We start from the raw sequence: 18,312 nt of genomic DNA on the forward strand, positions 1-18,312 counted from the left end.
CAGTGTAGCCGACCCGGAAACGCCCGCCCGCAACAGCGGTCCGCGCCGCCCGTCGTGAACTCTCGAGAGCCCCGCGTCCCCCGGCGGAGGTCGGTCGGGTAGCGTGCCCGCATTCCGTGACAAGGGGGTGGATGATGCCGGCGAGCATCCGCATCGGACTCATCGGGCTGGGCACCATCGCCCGGACCCACGTGGACGCCCTGCGCGCCCTGGCCGAGGACGGTGTCGCCGTCGAGATCGCCGGCTACGTGGGAAGATCGGACGCCGCGGCAGCGCTCGGGATCGCCGGACGGCCGTCCACCCTGCCCGGACTGCTGGGCCGCCCTGACCTCGACCTCATCGCGGATGCCTCCCCCAGTTCGGCCCACGCCGAGCACGCCGTCGCGGCGTTGGCGGCGGGCAAGGGCGTCGTGGTGGAGAAGCCGCTCGCGACCACCGCGGCCGACGCCCGCCGCATCCTGGACGCCGCGGGGCCGCGCAGCTTCGGGTCGGTGTTCGCGCAACGCCGCTTCGAGCCCCAGCACCGCTGGCTGCACGAGCACCTGACGGCCGGACGCCTCGGCGAGCCGGTCGCTGCGTCGGTGACGCTGCCCTGGTGGCGCGACGACGCCTACTTCGCCGCGGCACCGTGGCGCGGGCGCGCGCCGGAGGGCGGCGTCCTGCTGAACCAGGGGATCCATTCCATCGACCTGCTGCTGTGGCTGCTCGGGGACGCCGTGGACGCCGTCGGCTTCGGCGCGGCCCGGCACCGCCCCGGCGACGCCGACGACACCGCGGCCGGCGCGATCCGGTTCGCGGGCGGGGCGTTGGCGTCCGTGCTGGCCACCACCGGGACGCCGCCGGGCTCGCCCGCCACCCTGACCCTGCACACCACGACGGGGACGGCGTCCTTCCGCCAGGCCGAGACCGTCGCCTGGACCTTCCCGGACGTGCCCCCTCCCCCGACGCCCACCACCGCCGGGATGGGCGCGTCCGACCCGCGCGCCATCGGACACAGCGGCCACGTCGACCAGTGGCGCGACATCGTCGCGGCCCTCGCCGAGGGGCGCGAACCGGCCGTCACCCTGCGCGACGGGCTGCGTGCCGTGGCGGTCTGCGAGGCCCTCACGGCCGGGAGCCCCCTCGATTCGGTGCCACCGCGGATCCTCGGCTAAGATCCCCCACGGAGGATTCGCCTAGAGGCCTATGGCGCTCGGTTGGAAACCGGGTTGGGTTCACGCCCTCACGAGTTCGAATCTCGTATCCTCCGCCGCGAGACCCCGCCACCCGGCGGGGTCTTTTCGCGTCCGGCTCAGGCGTGGGTGGCGCGGCCGCCCGGGCGAGACCCCAGCAACGGCCGTGCACCGGCCCATCCGGATGCCCGCACCGCCGACTCCCCGCGGGGGGTACGCTGGCAGGCGCCGCCGTGCCCCGACGGCCGAACCAGGAGGAAGCGCCCATGAACCGCCTTGCACGTCTCAGTGCCCTGAGCCTGACGGCCCTCCTGTTGGCGGGATGCGCGACGTCGACCACGGGGACGCCTCCGCCGCTCCCCGCCCCCACGCAGCAGGCCACCGGCGCAGCCCCCGGCCCCGCGCCGACCGGAGCCGGGACGCAGGCGCCGGCCCCCAGGACCCGAACGCCCCCTCCGCCGAGCAGTCCGCCAGGCCGGTCGAGACCCACGAGGCCACCGCCCCCGTCATCCCGGTCCCGGTGGACTCCCTGCCCGCCGACGGCACGCCGATCACCCTGGGCGGCCGCACGGCTGCGCGTCCCGCGGAGATCGACTTCGGCAAGCCGACCACGAAGCTGACGAACCTCCTGTGGGAGGCGTGGGGCAACAACATCGCCGAGGCCCGGGGAGAAGCGCAGGCCACCGCGTCGAGCGCGCGGACCACCGTCCGCGTCCAGGCCGACCAACTGGGCACCTGCAACGGCAAGCCGGCCTACACCCGCCTGCAGTGGTGGTTCCCCGACAAGCCCGAGGCCAGCCAGCCGGCGCCGATCAACGCCTGCACGGGAGCCGAACTCCCCAAGTCCTGACGGCCTTCCTGCGTCGGCGACATCACGCCGCGCAACCTTCCGCCCTCCTCGGTCGTCCATCATGGTGTCCGACGCGCACCCCGGAGGTTCCCATGAAGACCGCCCCATCCCTGGCAGCCCTCTCGCTGCTGTGCCTCATCACCGCCTGTGCCGGCCCCGCTCCGGCGCCGGCCTCCCCCGCGAGCACCCCGACGCCCTCGGCGCCGACGTCGACGCTCACGGCGAGCCCCACGTCCCCGACCCCGTCCGCTGCGTCGTCGGCGTCAGCCTCCCCGTCGGCCACGCCCCCGGCCACCGTGGCGCCGAGTCCCGCGGGCACGACGCGCAGCCCGAGCCCCGAGCGGCCGACCGCGGCGGGACTCGTCCTGGGCGCCGACCTGCCCGGGAAGGCGGACGAGGGGCTGGGCACCGCGAAGCCCCGCACGGTCGACTTCGGCAACCACCCCACCACCATCCTGCGCGGCATCACCTGGAAGTCCTGGGGCGGCGACACCGCCACCGGGACGGCGGAGGCCATGTGGCTCGCCCCGGGCAAGCCGACCGCGGAGGCCACGTGGGAGAAGGCCACCGTCACGGCGTCGCGGCCGGGCACCTGCGGCGGCAAGCGCGCCTACACCCGGCTGACCTGGCGGTTCCCGGGCAAGTCCGGCGAGCAGCCGATCCCCTTCAACGCGTGCACCGGCGAGGGCATCTACTGAGGGCCGCCCCACACCGGCAGCCGGACGACCGCAGCCTCTGCGATCCTGATGCCATGCCGCACCCGGACGCCGACCTGACCCGAGCACGCCTGCTCGACGCCGCGACCGACGACGGACTGGACCGGCTCGGCATCCATGCCCCCGACCGCCCCGCCGTCGCGGGGTGGCTGCGCGCGGTCGCGGACGACCCCGCCGACCTGGCCGTGGTCGCGAGGCTGCGCGCCGAAGTGCTGCTCCCCGCCATCGGCGCCTGGGACGCCCACGCCGACGGTCCCGGGTTCGACGCCGCGCTGGAACGGCACCCGCTGGGCGCCGGCGTCCTCCCGCTGTGCGCGTTGGCGGCGACCGGCGAGGACGTGCTCGCCCACCAGGCGGGGCACGGGCTGGCGTCCGAGATCGGCGTCCGGACGCTGAACGACCTGGGCCAGCAGGTCATGAAGCACCGCCACGTGTACGGCGAACCGGGCCTGCACAACCAGGGCTGGCTGCGGACAGTGTGGTCGGGCGACTTCCTGTGGCTGGGCCGGCTGCAGTTCGAGCCGCGGCTCTCCGACCTCGGCATCGCCGGCGGTCCCGCGCGCCGGGTGCTGTCGGTGCACATCCCCCAGACCGGCCCGCTGACGCCCGCCTCGGTCGACGCCGCCTTCGCCGCGGCGTCGGCGACCTACTCCGCGCACCTCCCCCACCTGGCGCCCGAGGCGTTCATCTGCGACTCGTGGCTGCTGGACCCGCTCCTGACCGACCTGGTGCCGGACACCAACCTGGCCCGGTTCGCGGAGCGCTGGACGCCGTGGGAGTGCGGGCCGGGCGACTGGGCCGCGGCGTACTTCGTGTTCGACGTGAACCCGCCCGGCAGGGCCGCCGCGGACCCCGAGACCCTGCCGACCGACAACACGCTGCGCCGCCGACTGGTCGAGCACTGGCGTGCCGGCGGCCACGTGCGCGTGTGCCAGGGCGTCGCCGACACCCGCCCCTAGATCTCCCGATACCCGCACCTCACGGCACGTCGTGGCCGTGCGACGCGTCCCCTCGAAGGCCGAGCCGATCGACGGGACGGAGCGCGGCGCAGGTTCGCCCGGATCGGCAGCGGCCGGTGCTCCCGGCTCCTATCGTCGTGGCATGCCGTCCGCTCTGCTCGATCAGCCGCTGATCGTTGCGCTCCTCGCCATCCTCGTCATCGTCCTGGTGGTGATGGTCGCGCTGCGCCGCAGAGCGCAGGGGACGCCCGACGCCGAACCGGCCGAGCCCGAGTCGCTCGAGACCGTCCGCTTCCACCTCGCCCGCCGCAACGGCTACGACCCCGCCGACGTGGACGCGCTCGTCGACAAGCTGGCCGCCCTTCCGGACACCGCGGACGGGCACCGGGAAGCGCTGGTCATCGTCGAGGACATCCGGTTCCATCTGGCGTACCGCGGCGGCTACGACCCCGGCGACGTCGACGCGTTCGTGGACCGCCAGGCCGCGCACTACCGGCGCCTGCTCGGCTGACCCCGCCCGCCGCCGGCAGCCCTCGCCGCTGGGGAGCCCTCGCCGCTCGGCAGCCCGAGCCACTCAGCAGCCCAGCCACTCGACGGGCCTCGCCGCCCGGACGCGCTCAGCCGCGGAAGACCTCGAGCACCGTCGGCGCCCCGGCCGGGCGCGACACCACGACGATCGGGTCCCCCGCGGCGATCACACCGGTGCGCAGCACGCGCAGGTAGGGCCCGACGCGGCCCTGAGCGCCGAACCGCTTGACCCAGCCGCGCTCGACGTCCGGGCCCATCCAACGGGCGAAGGTCGCGCACGGACGCCGCGGCGCCGTCACCTGGACCTCGACGGCCTCCCCGATCCGCCACACCTCGCCGATGCGGGCGGCGTTGACGTCGATCCCCTCGGTGCGCAGGTTCTCCCCGAACGCCCCCGGCGGCAGGTCGCGACCGAGTTCCGCCGCCCAGAACGCCGCGTCCTCGGCGGCGTAGGCGTACAGCGCCTGGTCGAGCCCGCCGTGGTGCTTCCGGTCGGCCTGGACGTCGGCGTAGGCGCCGTACGGCCCGACCTTGACCGCGCCCTCGACGGGGCGCTTGTCGATCGCCGTGGTCCCGACGGTCCCCGCGTCGGCGTGCAGCTGGTGGACGACGCACACGGCGACCAGGTGAGGCATGCGCTCACCCTAGGGCGATGTCGTTCCTGTGCCCCCAGCGCCCGGGCCGCGCGGGACGAATCACGCCGGCTAGGGGTGATCCTGCGGGCGTTCCGCACTGGGGGCACCAGGACGACAACGCCACCGGGTCGGCCTGGCAGAATCGCCTGCCATGAGCACCCTCTATGACTACTTCACCGCTCCCTCGGACGCCGCGGCGGCCGCCGTGCTGCCGCGGGTGGGCGGGCCGAGCAGCAACGCCGTCGCTCAGACGGTCGAGAAGAAGAAGGGCCTGTTCGGCCGCCGGACCGAGGTCGAGATCACCTTCACCGAGGACCCGTCGCTGCCGGTCTACGAGACGCTGTCGGTTCAGGGCATCGACCCGGTCGTCCAGCTGGGAACGCTGGAGGAACTGCTGACGGGACGCTCCTTCGACGACATCCTCGACGATCCCCGCGCGGAGGAGATCGCCTCCGACGGGGACGGCCCGCTGGTGCTCAGCCTGAACGACGCGCTCCCCGCCGCGCTGCTCGCCGCGTCGCAGGAGCGACTGCGGGAGGCGTCCGGCGCCTGGGCGCAGGACGAAGAGTTCGGCGGTGACGCCGACCCCGACGACCTGCTGGGGTTCCTCACCGACCTGCGGGACCTCGCGGCGCTCGCGGCCGAGCGCGGCCAGCGGGTGTACTGCTGGGTCAGCCTCTAGCGGCAGGCCGGCCCTCAGGCTCCGTCAGGAAGCGCAGGTGGGGCCGAGCCGTGCGGCCGCTGGCGTGGCCGAACACGCGGGCGTCCGGTGCGATCGCGAAGCTCGCCCGATCCGGGACGCCGACCCGGAACGCAGATCGGCCCGCCCCAGAGGGACGGGCCGACCGCGGTCATCAGCGCTTCACTGCGCGTCGAGGTCCTGCTCGATCAGGGCGGCGATCGCCTCGACGGCCTCGGCGTTGTCGGAGGTCACGATCACCTCGGCGCCCTTCTCGGCACCCAGGGTCATGATCATGAGGCTCGACGCCGCGTCGACGCCCTCGTCGTCGTCGCCGCCGACGAGCGTCAGCAGGATCTCGTCGTCGTAGCCGTCCGCGGCCTCCGCGATGATCGCGGCGGGACGGGCGTGCAGGCCGACGGACGATCCGACGGTGACGGTCTTGCTTGCCATGGGTTTCTCCTTCTTCAGGTGGTGAGGGACAGGCTACTGATCAGACGGCCGCCGCGTCTGCCTTCTTGTGGGTGAACTGCTTCAGCGCGATCACGAGCGCGGCGCTGATCGCCACGCCGGCGGCGATCGCGATCAGGAAGCCGAGGAAGTTCAGGATCGCGAAGAACACGAACACGCCGCCGTGCGGGGCGTAGCTGCCCACGCCCAGCGCCATGGTCAGCGCGCCGGTCACGGCGCCACCCGCCATCATCGACGGGATGACGCGCAACGGGTCCGCGGCGGCGAACGGGATGGCGCCCTCGGAGATGAACGCCAGCCCCAGCAGCCACGACGACTGCCCGTTCTCGCGCTCGGCCTTGTTGAACAGGCCCTTGCGGACGAAGCTGGCCACCGACATCGCGATCGGGGGGACCATGCCGGCCGCCATGACCGCGGCCATGATCTGCAGGGACGCCGGGTTGGCCGGGTCGAGGCCGGCGGTCGCGAACAGGTAGGCCGCCTTGTTGACCGGCCCGCCCAGGTCGAAGCACATCATGAGGCCCAGGACGACGCCGAGGGCGACCTTGGAGCCGCCGGACATCCCGCCCAGGCCGGTCTGCATCGCCTGGGTCAGCGCCGCCAGCGGGTTGCCGAGGAAGAAGTACATCAACCCGCCGACGATCAGGCTGGTCACCAGCGGGATCACCACGACGGGCATCAGCCCGGCGAGCCAGCGGGGCACCTTCCGGGACGCCAGCCAGGCGGCCACGACGCCGGCCAGCAGGCCGGTGAGCAGGCCGCCGAGGAAGCCGGCGCCGAGGGTGACGGAGATCGCGCCGCCGACGAAGCCGGGCGCGATGCCGGGGCGTCCGGCGATGCCGTAGGCGATGTAGCCCGACAGCGCCGGGACCAGGAAGCCGAACGCCGCCGCGCCGATGGCGAACAGGACGCCGCCCAGGTAGTTCAGGCCGGCGCCCCAGCCGGTCGCGATGGCGAGTTCCCCGATGCTGGACGCCTCGGCGCACGCCGCCGGGTCGGCCCAGGACAGGTCGGCGCACTGCCGCGCGGCCGTCGCCCCGGGGGCCAGGGAGATGTCGAAGCCGCCGAACAGGAAGCCCAGGGCGATCAGCAGGCCGCCCGCGGCCACGAAGGGCAGCATGTAGGAGACGCCGGTCATCAGCGCCTGCATGGCCCGCTTGCCCACGCTGAGCTGCGACCCCTCCCCGGCCGACTCCTCGCCCCCGCCGCCGCCGGCGGCGACCTTGCGGGCGGACGGGTTGTCGGCGGCGGCGAGCGCCTCGGTGATCATCACGGCGGGCTCGTTGATCGCCCGCTTCACGCCGGACTCGATGACGGGCAGCCCGGCGAAGCGTGCCATGTCCTTGACGCCGACGTCGGTCGCGAAGATCGCCGCCTTCGCGCCGGCGATCACGGCGGCGGGCAGCGGCGTCACGCCGCCGGAACCCTGCGTCTCGACGCGGACGTCCACGCCCGCCTCCTCGCCCGCGGCGACGAGGGAGTCGGCGGCCATGTAGGTGTGCGCGATCCCCGTGGGGCACGCGGTGACGGCCACGATGACCGGCCGGTCGCCGGCCGGGGCCGACTCGGAGGCCGGCGCGGCCCCAGCGGCCACCGCGGCCCCCGGCGCGGCGGCGTCCGGCTTCGGCTCCACCACGCCGTCGACCAGCGCGACGATCTCGGCCGGAGTCTTCGCCTCGCGCAGCGCCACGAGGAAGTCCTTCTTCACCAGCGCGCGGGCGAGCTTGGTGAGCAGCTTGAGGTGGTCGGCGTCCCCGTCCGCGGCTGCCGCGATGAGGAACACCAGGTCGGCGGGGCCGTCCTTGGCGCCGAAGTCGACCGGGTTCGACAGCCGGGCGAACGCCAGGGACGCCTCGGAGACGGCGGCCGAGCGGCAGTGCGGGATGGCGAAGCCGCCGGGCAGGCCGGTGGCGGCCTTGCCCTCACGCTCGAGGGCGTCCGCGGTCAGGCCGGACGCCTCCGCGCGGCCGGCCCTCTCGACGAGGCCCGCGAGCGAGGCGATGACGTCCGCCTTCGTGGCGCCGAGGTCGACGTCGAGGGCGACGAGTTGTTCGGTGATGAGAGCCATGGGGTCTCCTTGGGGTCGGTCAGGAGAGGGGCTGAGGTGGGATCGCTCAGGCGATCGCCGTCACCTCGATGGGGCCTGCGGGCAGGTCTTGGCGGGTCGGCAGGGTGGTTCCCGGGAGCGACGCGGCGGCCGTCCCGTAGGCGATGGCGGTGGACAGGCGGCCCGGGGCGGGGTCGCCGGACACCTCGGCGAGGATGAACCCGGCGACCGACGAATCGCCGGCCCCGACGGTGCTGGCGACGTCGATCCTGGGGGCGGTGCCGTACCAGGCGCCGTCGGCGTCGACGAGGACGGCGCCCGAGCCGCCCAGGGTGACGAGCACGTTGGCGATGCCGCGGTCGCGCAGGGTGCGGGCGGCCTCGACGATCGCGGTCAGGTCGCCGGCGGCGGCGTCCCGCTCGAACGCGGCGGCGTCCCCGCCGGTGAGCTGCGCCAGTTCCTCGGAGTTGGGCTTGATGAGGTCGAAGGACGCCTCGGGCAGGGCGGCCAGCACGGCGTCCAGGGCGGCCCCGGAGGTGTCGATGGCGACCTTGGCGCCGGCGGCGCGGAGCGCGCGGGTCAAGGTGGCGTACCAGTCGGTGGGGGCGCCGGGCGGCAGCGAGCCCGACAGCGCCACCCAGCGGGCGCCGCGGGCGACCTCGGTGAGCGCCTCGGCGGCGAGCGCGACCTGCTGCGGGGTGAGTTCGGGCCCGGCCTCGTTGATCTTGGTGGTGGTGCCGTCCGGCTCGGTGATCGCCGTGTTCACCCGGACGCGCTGCGCCCCGGACAGCGGGACGCCGATGACCGCGAGCGGCACCTCGGCGCGCTCGGTGAGGGAGCGGTACGCCCCGTCGACGGCGGCGGCCACGACGGCCACCTCGACGTCGGCGTTGAACAGGACGCGGGCCACGTTGACGCCCTTGCCGGCGGCCTGTTCGATGACGCCCGCGGCGCGCTGGACCTCGCCGCGCTCCAGCGCCTGGCCCAGAACGATCGTCCGGTCGATGCTCGGGTTCGCCGTGAAGGTCACGACCGTCGGCGTATCGCCCGACTGCTGCGTGCTACCCATGTCCACTCCCTTGTGGGGCAATGTTGGTATGTCTTTTTCTATCTTGCTTTCGGGGCGTTGGCAAGACCTCGCGACAGATTCGGGTGTGGTTTTACGTGGTTTCGGTCGTGGCGGCTCAGGCGAGTTCCACGTGGAGGCCGGCGGCGCGGAGTTCGGCGGCCTTGGTGGCCGGCAGCTTGGAGTCGGTGACCAGCGCGTCCGCCTCGTCGATCTCGGCGAACCGGACGAGGTACTCGTTGTCCATCTTCGAGGAGTCGGCGAGCACGTAGACCTGGGTGGCGCAGCGGACCATCGCCTGCTTCACGGCGGCCTCGTGCGGGTCGGGGGTGGAGAAGCCGTGCTCGGCCGAGATCCCGTTGGTGCCCAGGAACGCCACGTCGCAGCGCAGCGACCGCAGCACGCCCAGCGCGTGCGCCCCCACCGTGGCCTGGGTCAGGTTGCGGACCTGGCCGCCCAGCATCAGCACCTCCAGGTCCTGCCGGGACGCCAGCAGCTCCGCCGACGACACCGAGTTCGTCACGACCGTGGACACCCAGGCCGGCAGCAGCGCGCACAGCCGCGCGGTCGTGGTGCCGGCGTCCACGACGACCGTGAGCCCGTCGCGGCGCGGCAGCAGGCTGATGGCCCGCCGGGCGATCGCCAGCTTCTCCTCGGGGAAGCTCGTCTCGCGGCTGTCGACGGACGCCTCCGCCAGGCGCAGCTTCTCGGCCGGCACCGCGCCGCCGTGGACGCGGCTGAGCAGCCCGCGTCCGGCCAGGGCGTCCAGGTCCCGCCGGATGGTTTCGGGCGTCACGTCGAAGCGGCTCGCGAGTTCGGCCACGGACACGCGACCCAGTTCGCGGGCCCGCGTGACGATCTCGTGCTGGCGTTCCTCTGCGTACATCTCGACCCCCTTGGCGACCGACCAAGACCAGACTTGATCGGACATGATGAACGGTCCCGGTATACCCATTTTGTGTTGACCCGGCAACCCCGAGGGCGGGATGATCAGGGAGTTCAACCCCCTCATTGCGGAGGAACCATGGAAAAGAAGACCGTGCGCGGAACCGGAGTGGTCGGAGGCTACGCCTACGCCCCCGCCGCTTGGACGCGCCCCGCCCACCTGCCGCCCGCGAGCACCGCCCTCATCGCCGAGGACGATCGCCCCGCGGAGGTCGAGCGGTTCAAGGCGGCCGCCGAGACCGTCGCGGCCCGTTTCACCGAGCGGGCCAGCGCGGCCACCGGCGTCGCCACCGAAGTGCTCGGCGCGACCGCCGCGCTCGCCCGGGACCGCGGCTGGATCCGCGCCGCCTCGAAGCTGATCAACGGCGGCGAGTCCGCCGAGCAGGCGACCGTGAAGGCGATCGCCCAGTTCGTGGCCCAGTTCGAGAAGGTGGGCGGCCTGATGGCCGAGCGCACCACCGACCTGAAGGACATCCGCGACCGCGTCGTGGCCGAGCTGATGGGGCTGCCCGAGCCGGGCGTCCCCCAGCCCACCTCCCCGGTCGTGCTGTGTGCCCTCGACCTCGCGCCCGCCGACACCGCCGGCCTCGACCCGGCGATGATCAAGGCGCTGGTCACCAAGTTCGGCGGCCCGACGAGCCACACCGCGATCATCGCCCGCCAGCTCGGCATCCCCTGCATCGTCGCCGCCTCCGACCTGGAGTCGGTGGTCGAGGGCGTCCCGATCCTGGTGGACGGCACGACCGGCATCATCACCGTCGAGCCGGATCCCGCCGAGGCCGACGACCTGGTGAAGAAGGACGAGGAACTGCGCGCCGAGATCCGCGCCTGGAGCGGCCCCGCCGCGCTGGCCGACGGCACGCCGGTCCAGCTCCTGGCCAACGTGCAGGACGGCGCCGCCGCGCGCAAGGCGTCCGGCTCGCAGGCCGAGGGTGTGGGCCTGTTCCGCACCGAGTTGTGCTTCCTGACCGCCCAGACCGAGCCGTCGGTGAACGAGCAGGCCCGGATCTACGGCGAGGTGTTCGGGGCGTTCCCGGGCAAGAAGGTGGTCGTCAGGACGCTGGACGCCGGCTCCGACAAGCCGGTGCCCTTCGCCAACCACGAGGACGAGGAGAACCCGGCGCTCGGCGTCCGCGGCATCCGGCTCGGGTGGACCAACAAGGGCCTCATCGACCGCCAGCTCGACGCGATCGCGCAGGCGGCCGAGGACAACGGCGTCAAGGACGCCTGGGTGATGGCCCCCATGGTCGCCACGGTCGACGAGGCGTTCGAGTTCGCCGCCAAGTGCCGCGAGCGCGACCTGACCCCCGGGATCATGGTCGAGGTGCCGGCGGTGGCGATCATGCCGCACGCCTTCCTCAAGGAGGTCGACTTCTTCTCGATCGGCACCAACGACCTGACGCAGTACACGATGGCCGCCGACCGGATGTCGTCGAACCTGGCGACGCTGACCGACCCGTGGCAGCCCGCCGTGCTCCGGCTGATCCAGAACACGGCCGCCGCCGGCCAGGAGATGGGCAAGCCCGTCGGCGTCTGCGGCGAGGCCGCGGCCGACCCGCTGCTGGCCTGCATCCTGATCGGCCTGGGCATCACGTCGCTGTCGATGGCCACCAACGCCATCCCGGCGGTCGGCGTCCAGCTGTCGAAGGTGACCCTGGAGCAGTGCACGGAGGTCGCCGACAAGGTGGTCGCGTCCCGCAACGCGCGCGACGCCAAGGAGCTCGCCGCCGAACTGCTCGGCTGAGTCCCCCGCGCCCGACGGCGTCCCTCCCCACGCGGGAGGGGCGCCGTCGCCGCGTCCGCGGCACCGGTTACGAGGCGTGCTGTGCGCGGCACCTGGTGCCAACCGCGGGCCCCCGCCCCCGGCTCCGCCTAGCCTGTGGGCTGGCCACCACCGCGACCGAGGGGAACCATGACCGACACCACGACCGCGCCCGCCAAGGGCGACTTCGCCGCCGCGTCCGGGACCATCTGCCCGCCGCGCTCGCACCTCGCCTCGGACGCCCGGCGCCTCGACCTGGCCGGGACCTGGGACTTCACCCTGACCACGTCCGGGCGCAGCGTGACGGGGACGATGCCTGTGCCCGCGCACTGGGTGCTGCAGGACGACGGCCGCTGGGGCTCCCCCGCCTACACCAACGTGAGCTACCCGTTCCCCCTCGACCCGCCGCACGTGCCGGACGCCAACCCCACCGGCCACTACCGCCGCACCGTGACCCTGCCCGCCGACTGGCCCACGGGCGGGTCGAACCGGCTGCGGCTGCTCGGCGTGGAGTCCGAGGCGACGGTGACGCTGAACGGCGCCGTCCTGGGCCTGACGCGCGGCTCGCGCCTGACCCGCGAGTTCGACCTCGGGGACGCGCTGCGGCCCGGCGACAACGTCCTGGAGATCACGGTGCGGCAGTGGTCGCCCGGCTCCTACCTGGAGGATCAGGACCAGTGGTGGTTGCCCGGCATCTTCCGCGACGTCGAACTCCTGCACCGCCCCGACGGCGGCCTGGAGGACGTCTGGCTCCGGGCGGACTTCGACCCGGCGACCGGCGAGGGGCTGCTGGCCCCGGAGTTCGCCGGCGCGCCCGCCTGGCCGGTCACGCTGTCCTGCCCGGAACTGGGACTGCAGGTCGCCTGGGACGGCCCGGACGACGTCGCGCCGCTGGCCGTCCCGGGCGGCGAGCCGTGGAGTGCCGAGACCCCCCGGCTCTACGACGTGACGGTCGGCAACGCCGCCGAGACGGTCGCCCTGCGCGTGGGGTTCCGCCGCTCAGCGATCGTCGACGGGGTCTGGCAGGTCAACGGGCGCCCGGTGACGCTGCCGGGCGTCAACCGGCACGAGACCCACCCCCGACGCGGCCGGGTGTTCGACGAGGAGGCCGCCCGCGCCGACCTGGCGCTGATGAAGGCGTACAACGTGAACACCATCCGCACCTCGCACTACCCGCCGCACCCCCGTCTGCTGGACCTGTGCGACGAGGTCGGCCTGTACGTGATGCTCGAGAACGACTACGAGACCCACGGCTTCGAGCACATCGGGTGGGAGGGCAACCCCTCCTCGGATCCGCGCTGGCGCGACGCCCTGCTCGACCGGATGCGCCGCACCGTCGAGCGCGACAAGAACCACGCGAGCGTCATCGCCTGGAGCCTCGGCAACGAGGCGCACACGGGGCCCAACCTGGCCGCGGCCGCCGCGTGGACGCGCGACCGCGACCCGTCGCGGCCGATCCACTACGAGGGCGACCACGAGGCCGCCTACACCGACGTGTACTCGCGGATGTACCCCACCGTCGAGGAGGTCGCGCTCGTCCTGGAGCACGACGCGGGGCCGGTGGCGTCGCCCACGCACGAGGCGTCCCGCGCCAGCGCCGAGGACGCGGCCCGCATCCGCACCCAGCCCTACTTCCTGTGCGAGTACGTGCACGCGATGGGCACGGGACCGGGCGGCATCGAGGGGTACGTGGACGCCATGGCGCACCCGCGGCACGCCGGCGGCTGCGTGTGGGAGTGGCGCGACCACGCCCTCGAGCGGTTGCTCCCCGACGGGACGCGGGCGTTCGCCTACGGCGGCGACTTCGGCGAGGCGGTCCACGACGGGAACTTCGTCTGCGACGGCCTGGTGAACGCCGTCTCGCGTCCCGGGGCCGGCCTGGTCGCCTGGGCGAACCTCGTCGCGCCGGTCGTCGCCTCGGTGGACGCCGCCGGCGTCGCGGAGGTGCGCAGCCGGCTGGCCCACGCCGACATCGCGGACGGGCTGCTGCGCTGGGAGTGCGTCGGCGCGGACCGGACGCTGACCGGCGACGTGCCCCTGCCCCGCCTCGCCCCGGGAGCGTCCGTCACGGTCTCGCTCGGCATCGACCCGGACGCGCTGGCCGCCGCCGACGCCGTCACCGTCGCGGTCCTCGACCCGCGGACGCCGGGGATCGCCCCCCGCGAGCCGCGCGAGATCGACCCCGCCACCGGCGAGCCCCGGCTGCCCGCCGTCGGCGAGCAGACCGACGCCGGCCGCGTCGTGCACGTCGCCCAGTGGGTCCGACCGAACGACCCTGGCACCACGCCCGAGACCCCTGCCGGCGCTCGTGAAGCCACGCCCGACACCCCTGCCGGCGCCTCGGGAGCCACACCCGGCACTGCCGACGGCCCGGCCGGCGCCGACGCCGGGGCCGAGCCGCCCGCCTGGGTGCGGGCGCTCCGCCCGGTCGTGTTCCGCGCCCCCACCGACAACGACCGCGGCCACCGCCCCTCGGACGCCGACCGCTGGGCCGACGCCCGGCTGGACCTGCTGGAGCATCGCGTCGTCGGCCGGAACGCGACCGGGATCACGCTGCGCTCCGGCGTCCCCGACGCCGCCCGCCGGATCGACACGCACCTCACCTGGGCCGCGACCCCCGACGGCGTCCGGGTGCGCGCCACGATGGTGCCCAGCGGCGACTGGCCGACGCTGCCGCGCCTGGGCCTGACCGTCGACCTCGGCCCCGCGTGGGCGGAGGCCGCCGTGCGGTGGTACGGCCTCGGCCCGACCGAGAACTACCCGGACCTGGCCGGCGGCGTCCGGGTGGGGACGTTCGCCGCGCCCGGGATCGACGACCTGTGGGCGCCCGAGATCCGGCCGCAGGAGGCGGGCCATCGCGGCGGGCTGCGCCGGCTCACCCTGGAGGGCGCGGGACGGCTCGAGGTCGAGATCGACCCGCACGCCGAGGGCCGGCGCCCCGGGTTCAGCCTGGCGCGCTGGACCCCCCAGCAGCTCGCCGCGGCGCCGCACGCCGAGGACCTCCCCGACCCGTCGGGGGTCTGGCTGACCCTCGACGCCCGGCACGCGGGCATCGGGACCGCGTCGTGCGGGCCGGCCACGGACCCGCAGTTCCGGGTCGCGGCCGAGCCGGTGACGCTCACGTTCACCGTGCGGGGCTGACCCTCAGACGACGACGGAGCGGGCGCCCCAACGCGTGGGACGCCCGCTCCTGGCCGGGGGATCAGGTGGTCAGGGTTCGACCGTGACCTTGATCGCCTCGCCGTTCGCGACCATGTCGAACGCCGCCATGACGTCGTCGAGCGGCACGTGGCGGGTGATCAGGTCCTTGACCGGGATCTGGCCCGTCGCGATGTACTCCAGGGCGCGCTTGTGGTGGTCCGGGGCGGACCCGTTCGCGCCGTGGATGTGCAGCTGGCGGTAGTGCACCAGGTTGCTGTCCAGGGAGATGGTCGGGTTCGTCTTCGGCAGGCCGCCGAAGAACGAGATCCGGCCGTTGCGGGCCGTCATCGCGACGGCCTGCTCCTGGGTGATGTTCGCCGGCGTGGCGGTGATGACGACGTCGGCGCCGCGGCCGTTCGTCATCTTCATGACCTCCTCGACCACGTTGACGGCCGAGCCGTCGATCGTGGCGTCGGGCTGCACGGCGTCCGCGGTCATCTTCAGGCGCTCGCCGTTGATGTCGACCAGGACGATCGTCCCGGCCTTGTGGACGCCGCGGGCGATCCGGACGTGCATGGCGCCGATCGGGCCGGCGCCGAAGACGACCACGAAGTCGCCCTCCTCGATGCCGAGCTGCTCCTGGGCGTTGATCGCGCAGGCGAACGGCTCCGCGGCGGAGGCCTCGTCGTAGCCGACGCCGTCGGGGATGCGGTTGAGGCCGTCCACCTTGAGCACCTCGGCGGGCACGATCATGTACTCGGCGAAGCCGCCGTCGTACTGGTAGCCGACCGAGGTCTGGTTCTCGCAGACCTCCATCCAGCCCTTCCTGCACTCGTGGCATTCGCCGCACGGCACGGCCGCGATCACCTGGACGCGCTCGCCGACCTTGAAGTCGCCCTTGGCGTCCGCCCCGACCTCGACGACCTCACCGGCGATCTCGTGACCCATGGTCGTCACGCGGGTGATGTTGGGGTGGCCGTTGTTGCGGATCTTGACGTCGGTGCCACACATCGAGCAGTTGGCGACCTTGATCTTGACCTCGTCGGGGCCGCATTCGGGCTCGGGGACCTCCTCGAGCCGCACGTCACCGGGGGCGTAGAACCTCAGTGCCTTCATGGTGATGGATCACTCCTCTTCTTCGGGTGTCAGCAGGTCGACGACCTCGTCCACGCTCGTCGCGGTGCGCAGGCGCTCGGACTTGGTCTTGTCGGCCAGGGTCGTGGCGAGCGCCGACAGGATGCCGACGTGCTCGTCGCTGTTGGACGCGATCGGGATGACCACGTACGCGGTCTTACCGTCCCAATCGACGCCGTCGGGGAACTGCAGGAAGCCCAGGGCCGCCTGCTTGATGTGCGTGCGGGCCTCGTTGGTGCCGTGCGGGATCGCGACCCCGGACCCGAGGAACGTCGACGTCTGCAGCTCGCGGGCGAGCATCCCGTCGATGTAGCCGGGCTCCGCGGCCCCTCCGACCACCAGCACGTCACCAGCCTGCCGGATGGCGTCCTCCTTGTCGCGCGCGGTCAGCCCGAGACGGACGTTCCCGCGCGGCAGGACGCCGGCGTCCAGCGTCTTCTTGCGCTTCGGCTTCGGGGCGGCAGCGGCAGCGGCCGGGGCGGCAGTGGCCGGGGCGGCGCCGGTGGCCTCGCCCAGTCCGCGGGCCGACAGGAGGCGGCCCTCCTTGATCGCGGTCTCGACGCGGTCGAAGGCCGGATCGCCCATGTAGTTGGTGAACGGGACGACGATCGCGTTCGGCACCGTCTTGCCCGCGCGGGCGGCGAGGCCGTCCTGGGTGAGCACCACCTGCGCGTCGGCCGGGATCTGGTCGACGGGGGTGTGGGTGACCTCGACGCCGTAGGGCGAGAGCCGCTTCTTCATCTGGGACGCGACCATCACCGAGGAACCCATGCCCGCGTCGCAGGCGATGATGACCTTCCGGACGTCCGCGCCGTTGATGGATTCGGCGCCCGCGACGACCGGGGCGACGCCCGGGGCGGCGAGCATGTCGTGCCCCATCGTCGAGACGGTGTCACCCGCGACGGCGGTGTTGGTGTCGTCCTGCCCGCGGCCGAACTTCAGCAGCGCCGAGGAGACCACGAACGAGACGGCGGCGGCGGTGAACACCGTGGCCAGCATCGCCGGGAAGCCGTCGCGCGGCGTCACCGCGAGGTAGGCCAGGATCGAGCCGGGCGCAGGCGAGGCGACGAGGCCGGCGTGCAGCCAGGTGGCGACGAAGAGGCCGGACATCGAGCCCGCGATGGTGCCGAGGATCATGATCGGCTTCATCAGGATGTACGGGAAGAAGATCTCGTGGATGCCGCCGAAGAAATGGATGATGATCGCGCCCGGCGTGGAGGGACGCAGCGACTTCGGCCCGAAGAACATGAAGGCGAGCAGCAGGCCCAGGCCGGCGCCCGGGTTGGACTCCACCATGAACAGGATCGACTGGCCGGTCTTCTGGACGTCGAGGGCGGCCAGCGGCGTGAAGATGCCGTGGTTGATGGCGTTGTTGAGGAACAGCACCTTGGCGGGCTCGACGAAGATCGACGCCAGCGGGAGCAGGTTCGCCGCGACCAGGAAGTTGACGCCGCCCGCCAGGATGCCGATGAGCACGGCCAGGACGGGGCCGACGCCGAGGACGCCCAGGATCGCCAGCAGCATGCCGATGATGCCGATCGAGAAGTTGTCGACGAGCATCTCGAAGCCGGAGGGGATCTTCTCGGAGGTGAGCTTGTCGAAGATCTTCAGGACCCACGCCGCGAACGGGCCCATGATCATGGCACCCAGGAACATCGGCGTCCCGGACAGGGTCGACAGGTCGGTGATGCCGCCGATGATCGCGCCCATCGTGGCGATGGAGCCGATCACGGCGCCACGCTGGCCGTGGACCATCCGGCCGCCGGTGTAGCCGATCAGGATCGGGAGCAGGAAGTAGAGCATCGGGCCGACGAGGTTCGCCAACGTGGCGTTGGGGACCCAGCCCTTCTCGATGAAGAAGGCGGTGATGAGGCCCCAGGCGATGAACGCGCCGATGTTCGGCATGATCATGCCGGCCAGGTAACCGCCGAACTTTTGGACACGGGCCCGGACGCCGGGGCCCTCCAGGTTCTTGTTGACGCGTGCGTCAGGAAGAGTCATCGGTGACCTCCATGTGTCGGCCGGCCGCTTCCGTGCGGTCGGGCGGGCGGCTCACGCCCACGTCGGTATCGTGGCGACAAACACAGGCGAAGTCAAGAGGTACCGACACATTCAGACATTTCTCATGTCTGATCGTGTTGCTTCCCCGCGACGCCCTGCCCCGGATGGGGTGGCGCCGGCGCGCCGCCCACCGCAGCAGCCGCCCG

15 protein-coding genes and 1 tRNA gene are annotated in these 18,312 nt (G+C 73.2%); 9 read left to right on the forward strand and 7 right to left on the reverse strand.

Going from position 1 to position 18,312, the window contains the following annotated elements; translation table 11 throughout:
- Positions 1–134: 134 nt before the first annotated feature.
- The 6 genes from G7070_RS05645 (at position 135) to G7070_RS05670 (ending at position 4,208) form a co-directional block, all read left to right on the forward strand.
- A complete protein-coding gene (locus G7070_RS05645) occupies positions 135–1,154 on the forward strand; it encodes a Gfo/Idh/MocA family protein (RefSeq protein ID WP_166232660.1) in 1,020 nt (339 codons plus the stop codon).
- A gap of 10 nt (positions 1,155–1,164) precedes the next feature.
- Positions 1,165–1,249, forward strand: a tRNA-Ser gene (locus tag G7070_RS05650).
- A 245-nt stretch (positions 1,250–1,494) separates the two neighbouring features.
- Positions 1,495–2,022: a hypothetical protein gene (locus G7070_RS05655; protein ID WP_166232662.1), complete on the forward strand. Its 528-nt coding sequence runs from the start codon at positions 1,495–1,497 to the stop codon at positions 2,020–2,022.
- 92 nt (positions 2,023–2,114) lie between these two features.
- On the forward strand, positions 2,115–2,720 hold the full coding sequence (locus tag G7070_RS05660; RefSeq protein ID WP_166232664.1) for a hypothetical protein: 606 nt from the start codon (positions 2,115–2,117) through the stop codon (positions 2,718–2,720).
- A gap of 53 nt (positions 2,721–2,773) precedes the next feature.
- Positions 2,774–3,697 carry an acyltransferase domain-containing protein gene (locus tag G7070_RS05665; protein WP_166232666.1) on the forward strand — a complete coding sequence of 308 codons (924 nt, stop codon included), beginning with the start codon at positions 2,774–2,776 and terminating at the stop codon, positions 3,695–3,697.
- A 142-nt stretch (positions 3,698–3,839) separates the two neighbouring features.
- The gene (locus G7070_RS05670; protein WP_166235013.1) at positions 3,840–4,208 is read left to right on the forward strand and encodes a DivIVA domain-containing protein; all 369 of its coding nucleotides are present in this window, start codon (positions 3,840–3,842) and stop codon (positions 4,206–4,208) included.
- 106 nt (positions 4,209–4,314) lie between these two features.
- On the opposite strand, the gene G7070_RS05675 is transcribed toward G7070_RS05670, so the two are convergent.
- Positions 4,315–4,860 carry an MOSC domain-containing protein gene (locus G7070_RS05675; protein WP_166232668.1) on the reverse strand — a complete coding sequence of 182 codons (546 nt, stop codon included), beginning with the start codon at positions 4,858–4,860 and terminating at the stop codon, positions 4,315–4,317.
- A gap of 151 nt (positions 4,861–5,011) precedes the next feature.
- Here G7070_RS05675 and G7070_RS05680 point away from each other — a divergent pair, with 151 nt between their 5' ends.
- The gene (locus G7070_RS05680) at positions 5,012–5,542 is read left to right on the forward strand and encodes a hypothetical protein (protein ID WP_166232670.1); all 531 of its coding nucleotides are present in this window, start codon (positions 5,012–5,014) and stop codon (positions 5,540–5,542) included.
- A 180-nt stretch (positions 5,543–5,722) separates the two neighbouring features.
- On the opposite strand, the gene G7070_RS05685 is transcribed toward G7070_RS05680, so the two are convergent.
- The 4 genes from G7070_RS05685 to G7070_RS05700 all read right to left on the reverse strand — a co-directional run bounded on the left by G7070_RS05685 (position 5,723) and on the right by G7070_RS05700 (position 10,054).
- Positions 5,723–5,992: an HPr family phosphocarrier protein gene (locus G7070_RS05685; protein ID WP_166232672.1), complete on the reverse strand. Its 270-nt coding sequence runs from the start codon at positions 5,990–5,992 to the stop codon at positions 5,723–5,725.
- Positions 5,993–6,032: 40 nt separating this feature from the next.
- Positions 6,033–8,078 carry a PTS fructose transporter subunit IIABC gene (locus G7070_RS05690; protein WP_166232674.1) on the reverse strand — a complete coding sequence of 682 codons (2,046 nt, stop codon included), beginning with the start codon at positions 8,076–8,078 and terminating at the stop codon, positions 6,033–6,035.
- 46 nt (positions 8,079–8,124) lie between these two features.
- On the reverse strand, positions 8,125–9,126 hold the full coding sequence (locus G7070_RS05695; protein ID WP_166232676.1) for a 1-phosphofructokinase family hexose kinase: 1,002 nt from the start codon (positions 9,124–9,126) through the stop codon (positions 8,125–8,127).
- Between the two features lie 115 nt (positions 9,127–9,241).
- Positions 9,242–10,054 (reverse strand): DeoR/GlpR family DNA-binding transcription regulator, encoded by an 813-nt coding sequence (locus tag G7070_RS05700; protein WP_246227388.1) that lies wholly within the window; start codon positions 10,052–10,054, stop codon positions 9,242–9,244.
- 93 nt (positions 10,055–10,147) lie between these two features.
- Between G7070_RS05700 and ptsP the strand changes: the two genes are divergently transcribed.
- Together ptsP and G7070_RS05710 are read left to right on the forward strand one after the other, a co-directional pair.
- Positions 10,148–11,812 carry a phosphoenolpyruvate--protein phosphotransferase gene (gene ptsP / locus G7070_RS05705; RefSeq protein ID WP_166232678.1) on the forward strand — a complete coding sequence of 555 codons (1,665 nt, stop codon included), beginning with the start codon at positions 10,148–10,150 and terminating at the stop codon, positions 11,810–11,812.
- A gap of 168 nt (positions 11,813–11,980) precedes the next feature.
- Entirely contained in the window at positions 11,981–14,971 is a 2,991-nt protein-coding gene (locus G7070_RS05710) for a glycoside hydrolase family 2 TIM barrel-domain containing protein (RefSeq protein ID WP_166232680.1), read from the forward strand.
- Positions 14,972–15,040: 69 nt separating this feature from the next.
- On the opposite strand, the gene G7070_RS05715 is transcribed toward G7070_RS05710, so the two are convergent.
- Complete coding sequence (locus G7070_RS05715) at positions 15,041–16,087, reverse strand: zinc-dependent dehydrogenase (RefSeq protein WP_166232682.1); 1,047 nt, start codon at positions 16,085–16,087, stop codon at positions 15,041–15,043.
- A 9-nt stretch (positions 16,088–16,096) separates the two neighbouring features.
- Positions 16,097–18,106: a PTS mannitol transporter subunit IICBA gene (locus G7070_RS05720; RefSeq protein ID WP_166232684.1), complete on the reverse strand. Its 2,010-nt coding sequence runs from the start codon at positions 18,104–18,106 to the stop codon at positions 16,097–16,099.
- Positions 18,107–18,312 lie beyond the last annotated feature (206 nt).

Source organism: Propioniciclava coleopterorum (assembly GCF_011393335.1).
Classification (GTDB): domain Bacteria; phylum Actinomycetota; class Actinomycetes; order Propionibacteriales; family Propionibacteriaceae; genus Propioniciclava; species Propioniciclava coleopterorum.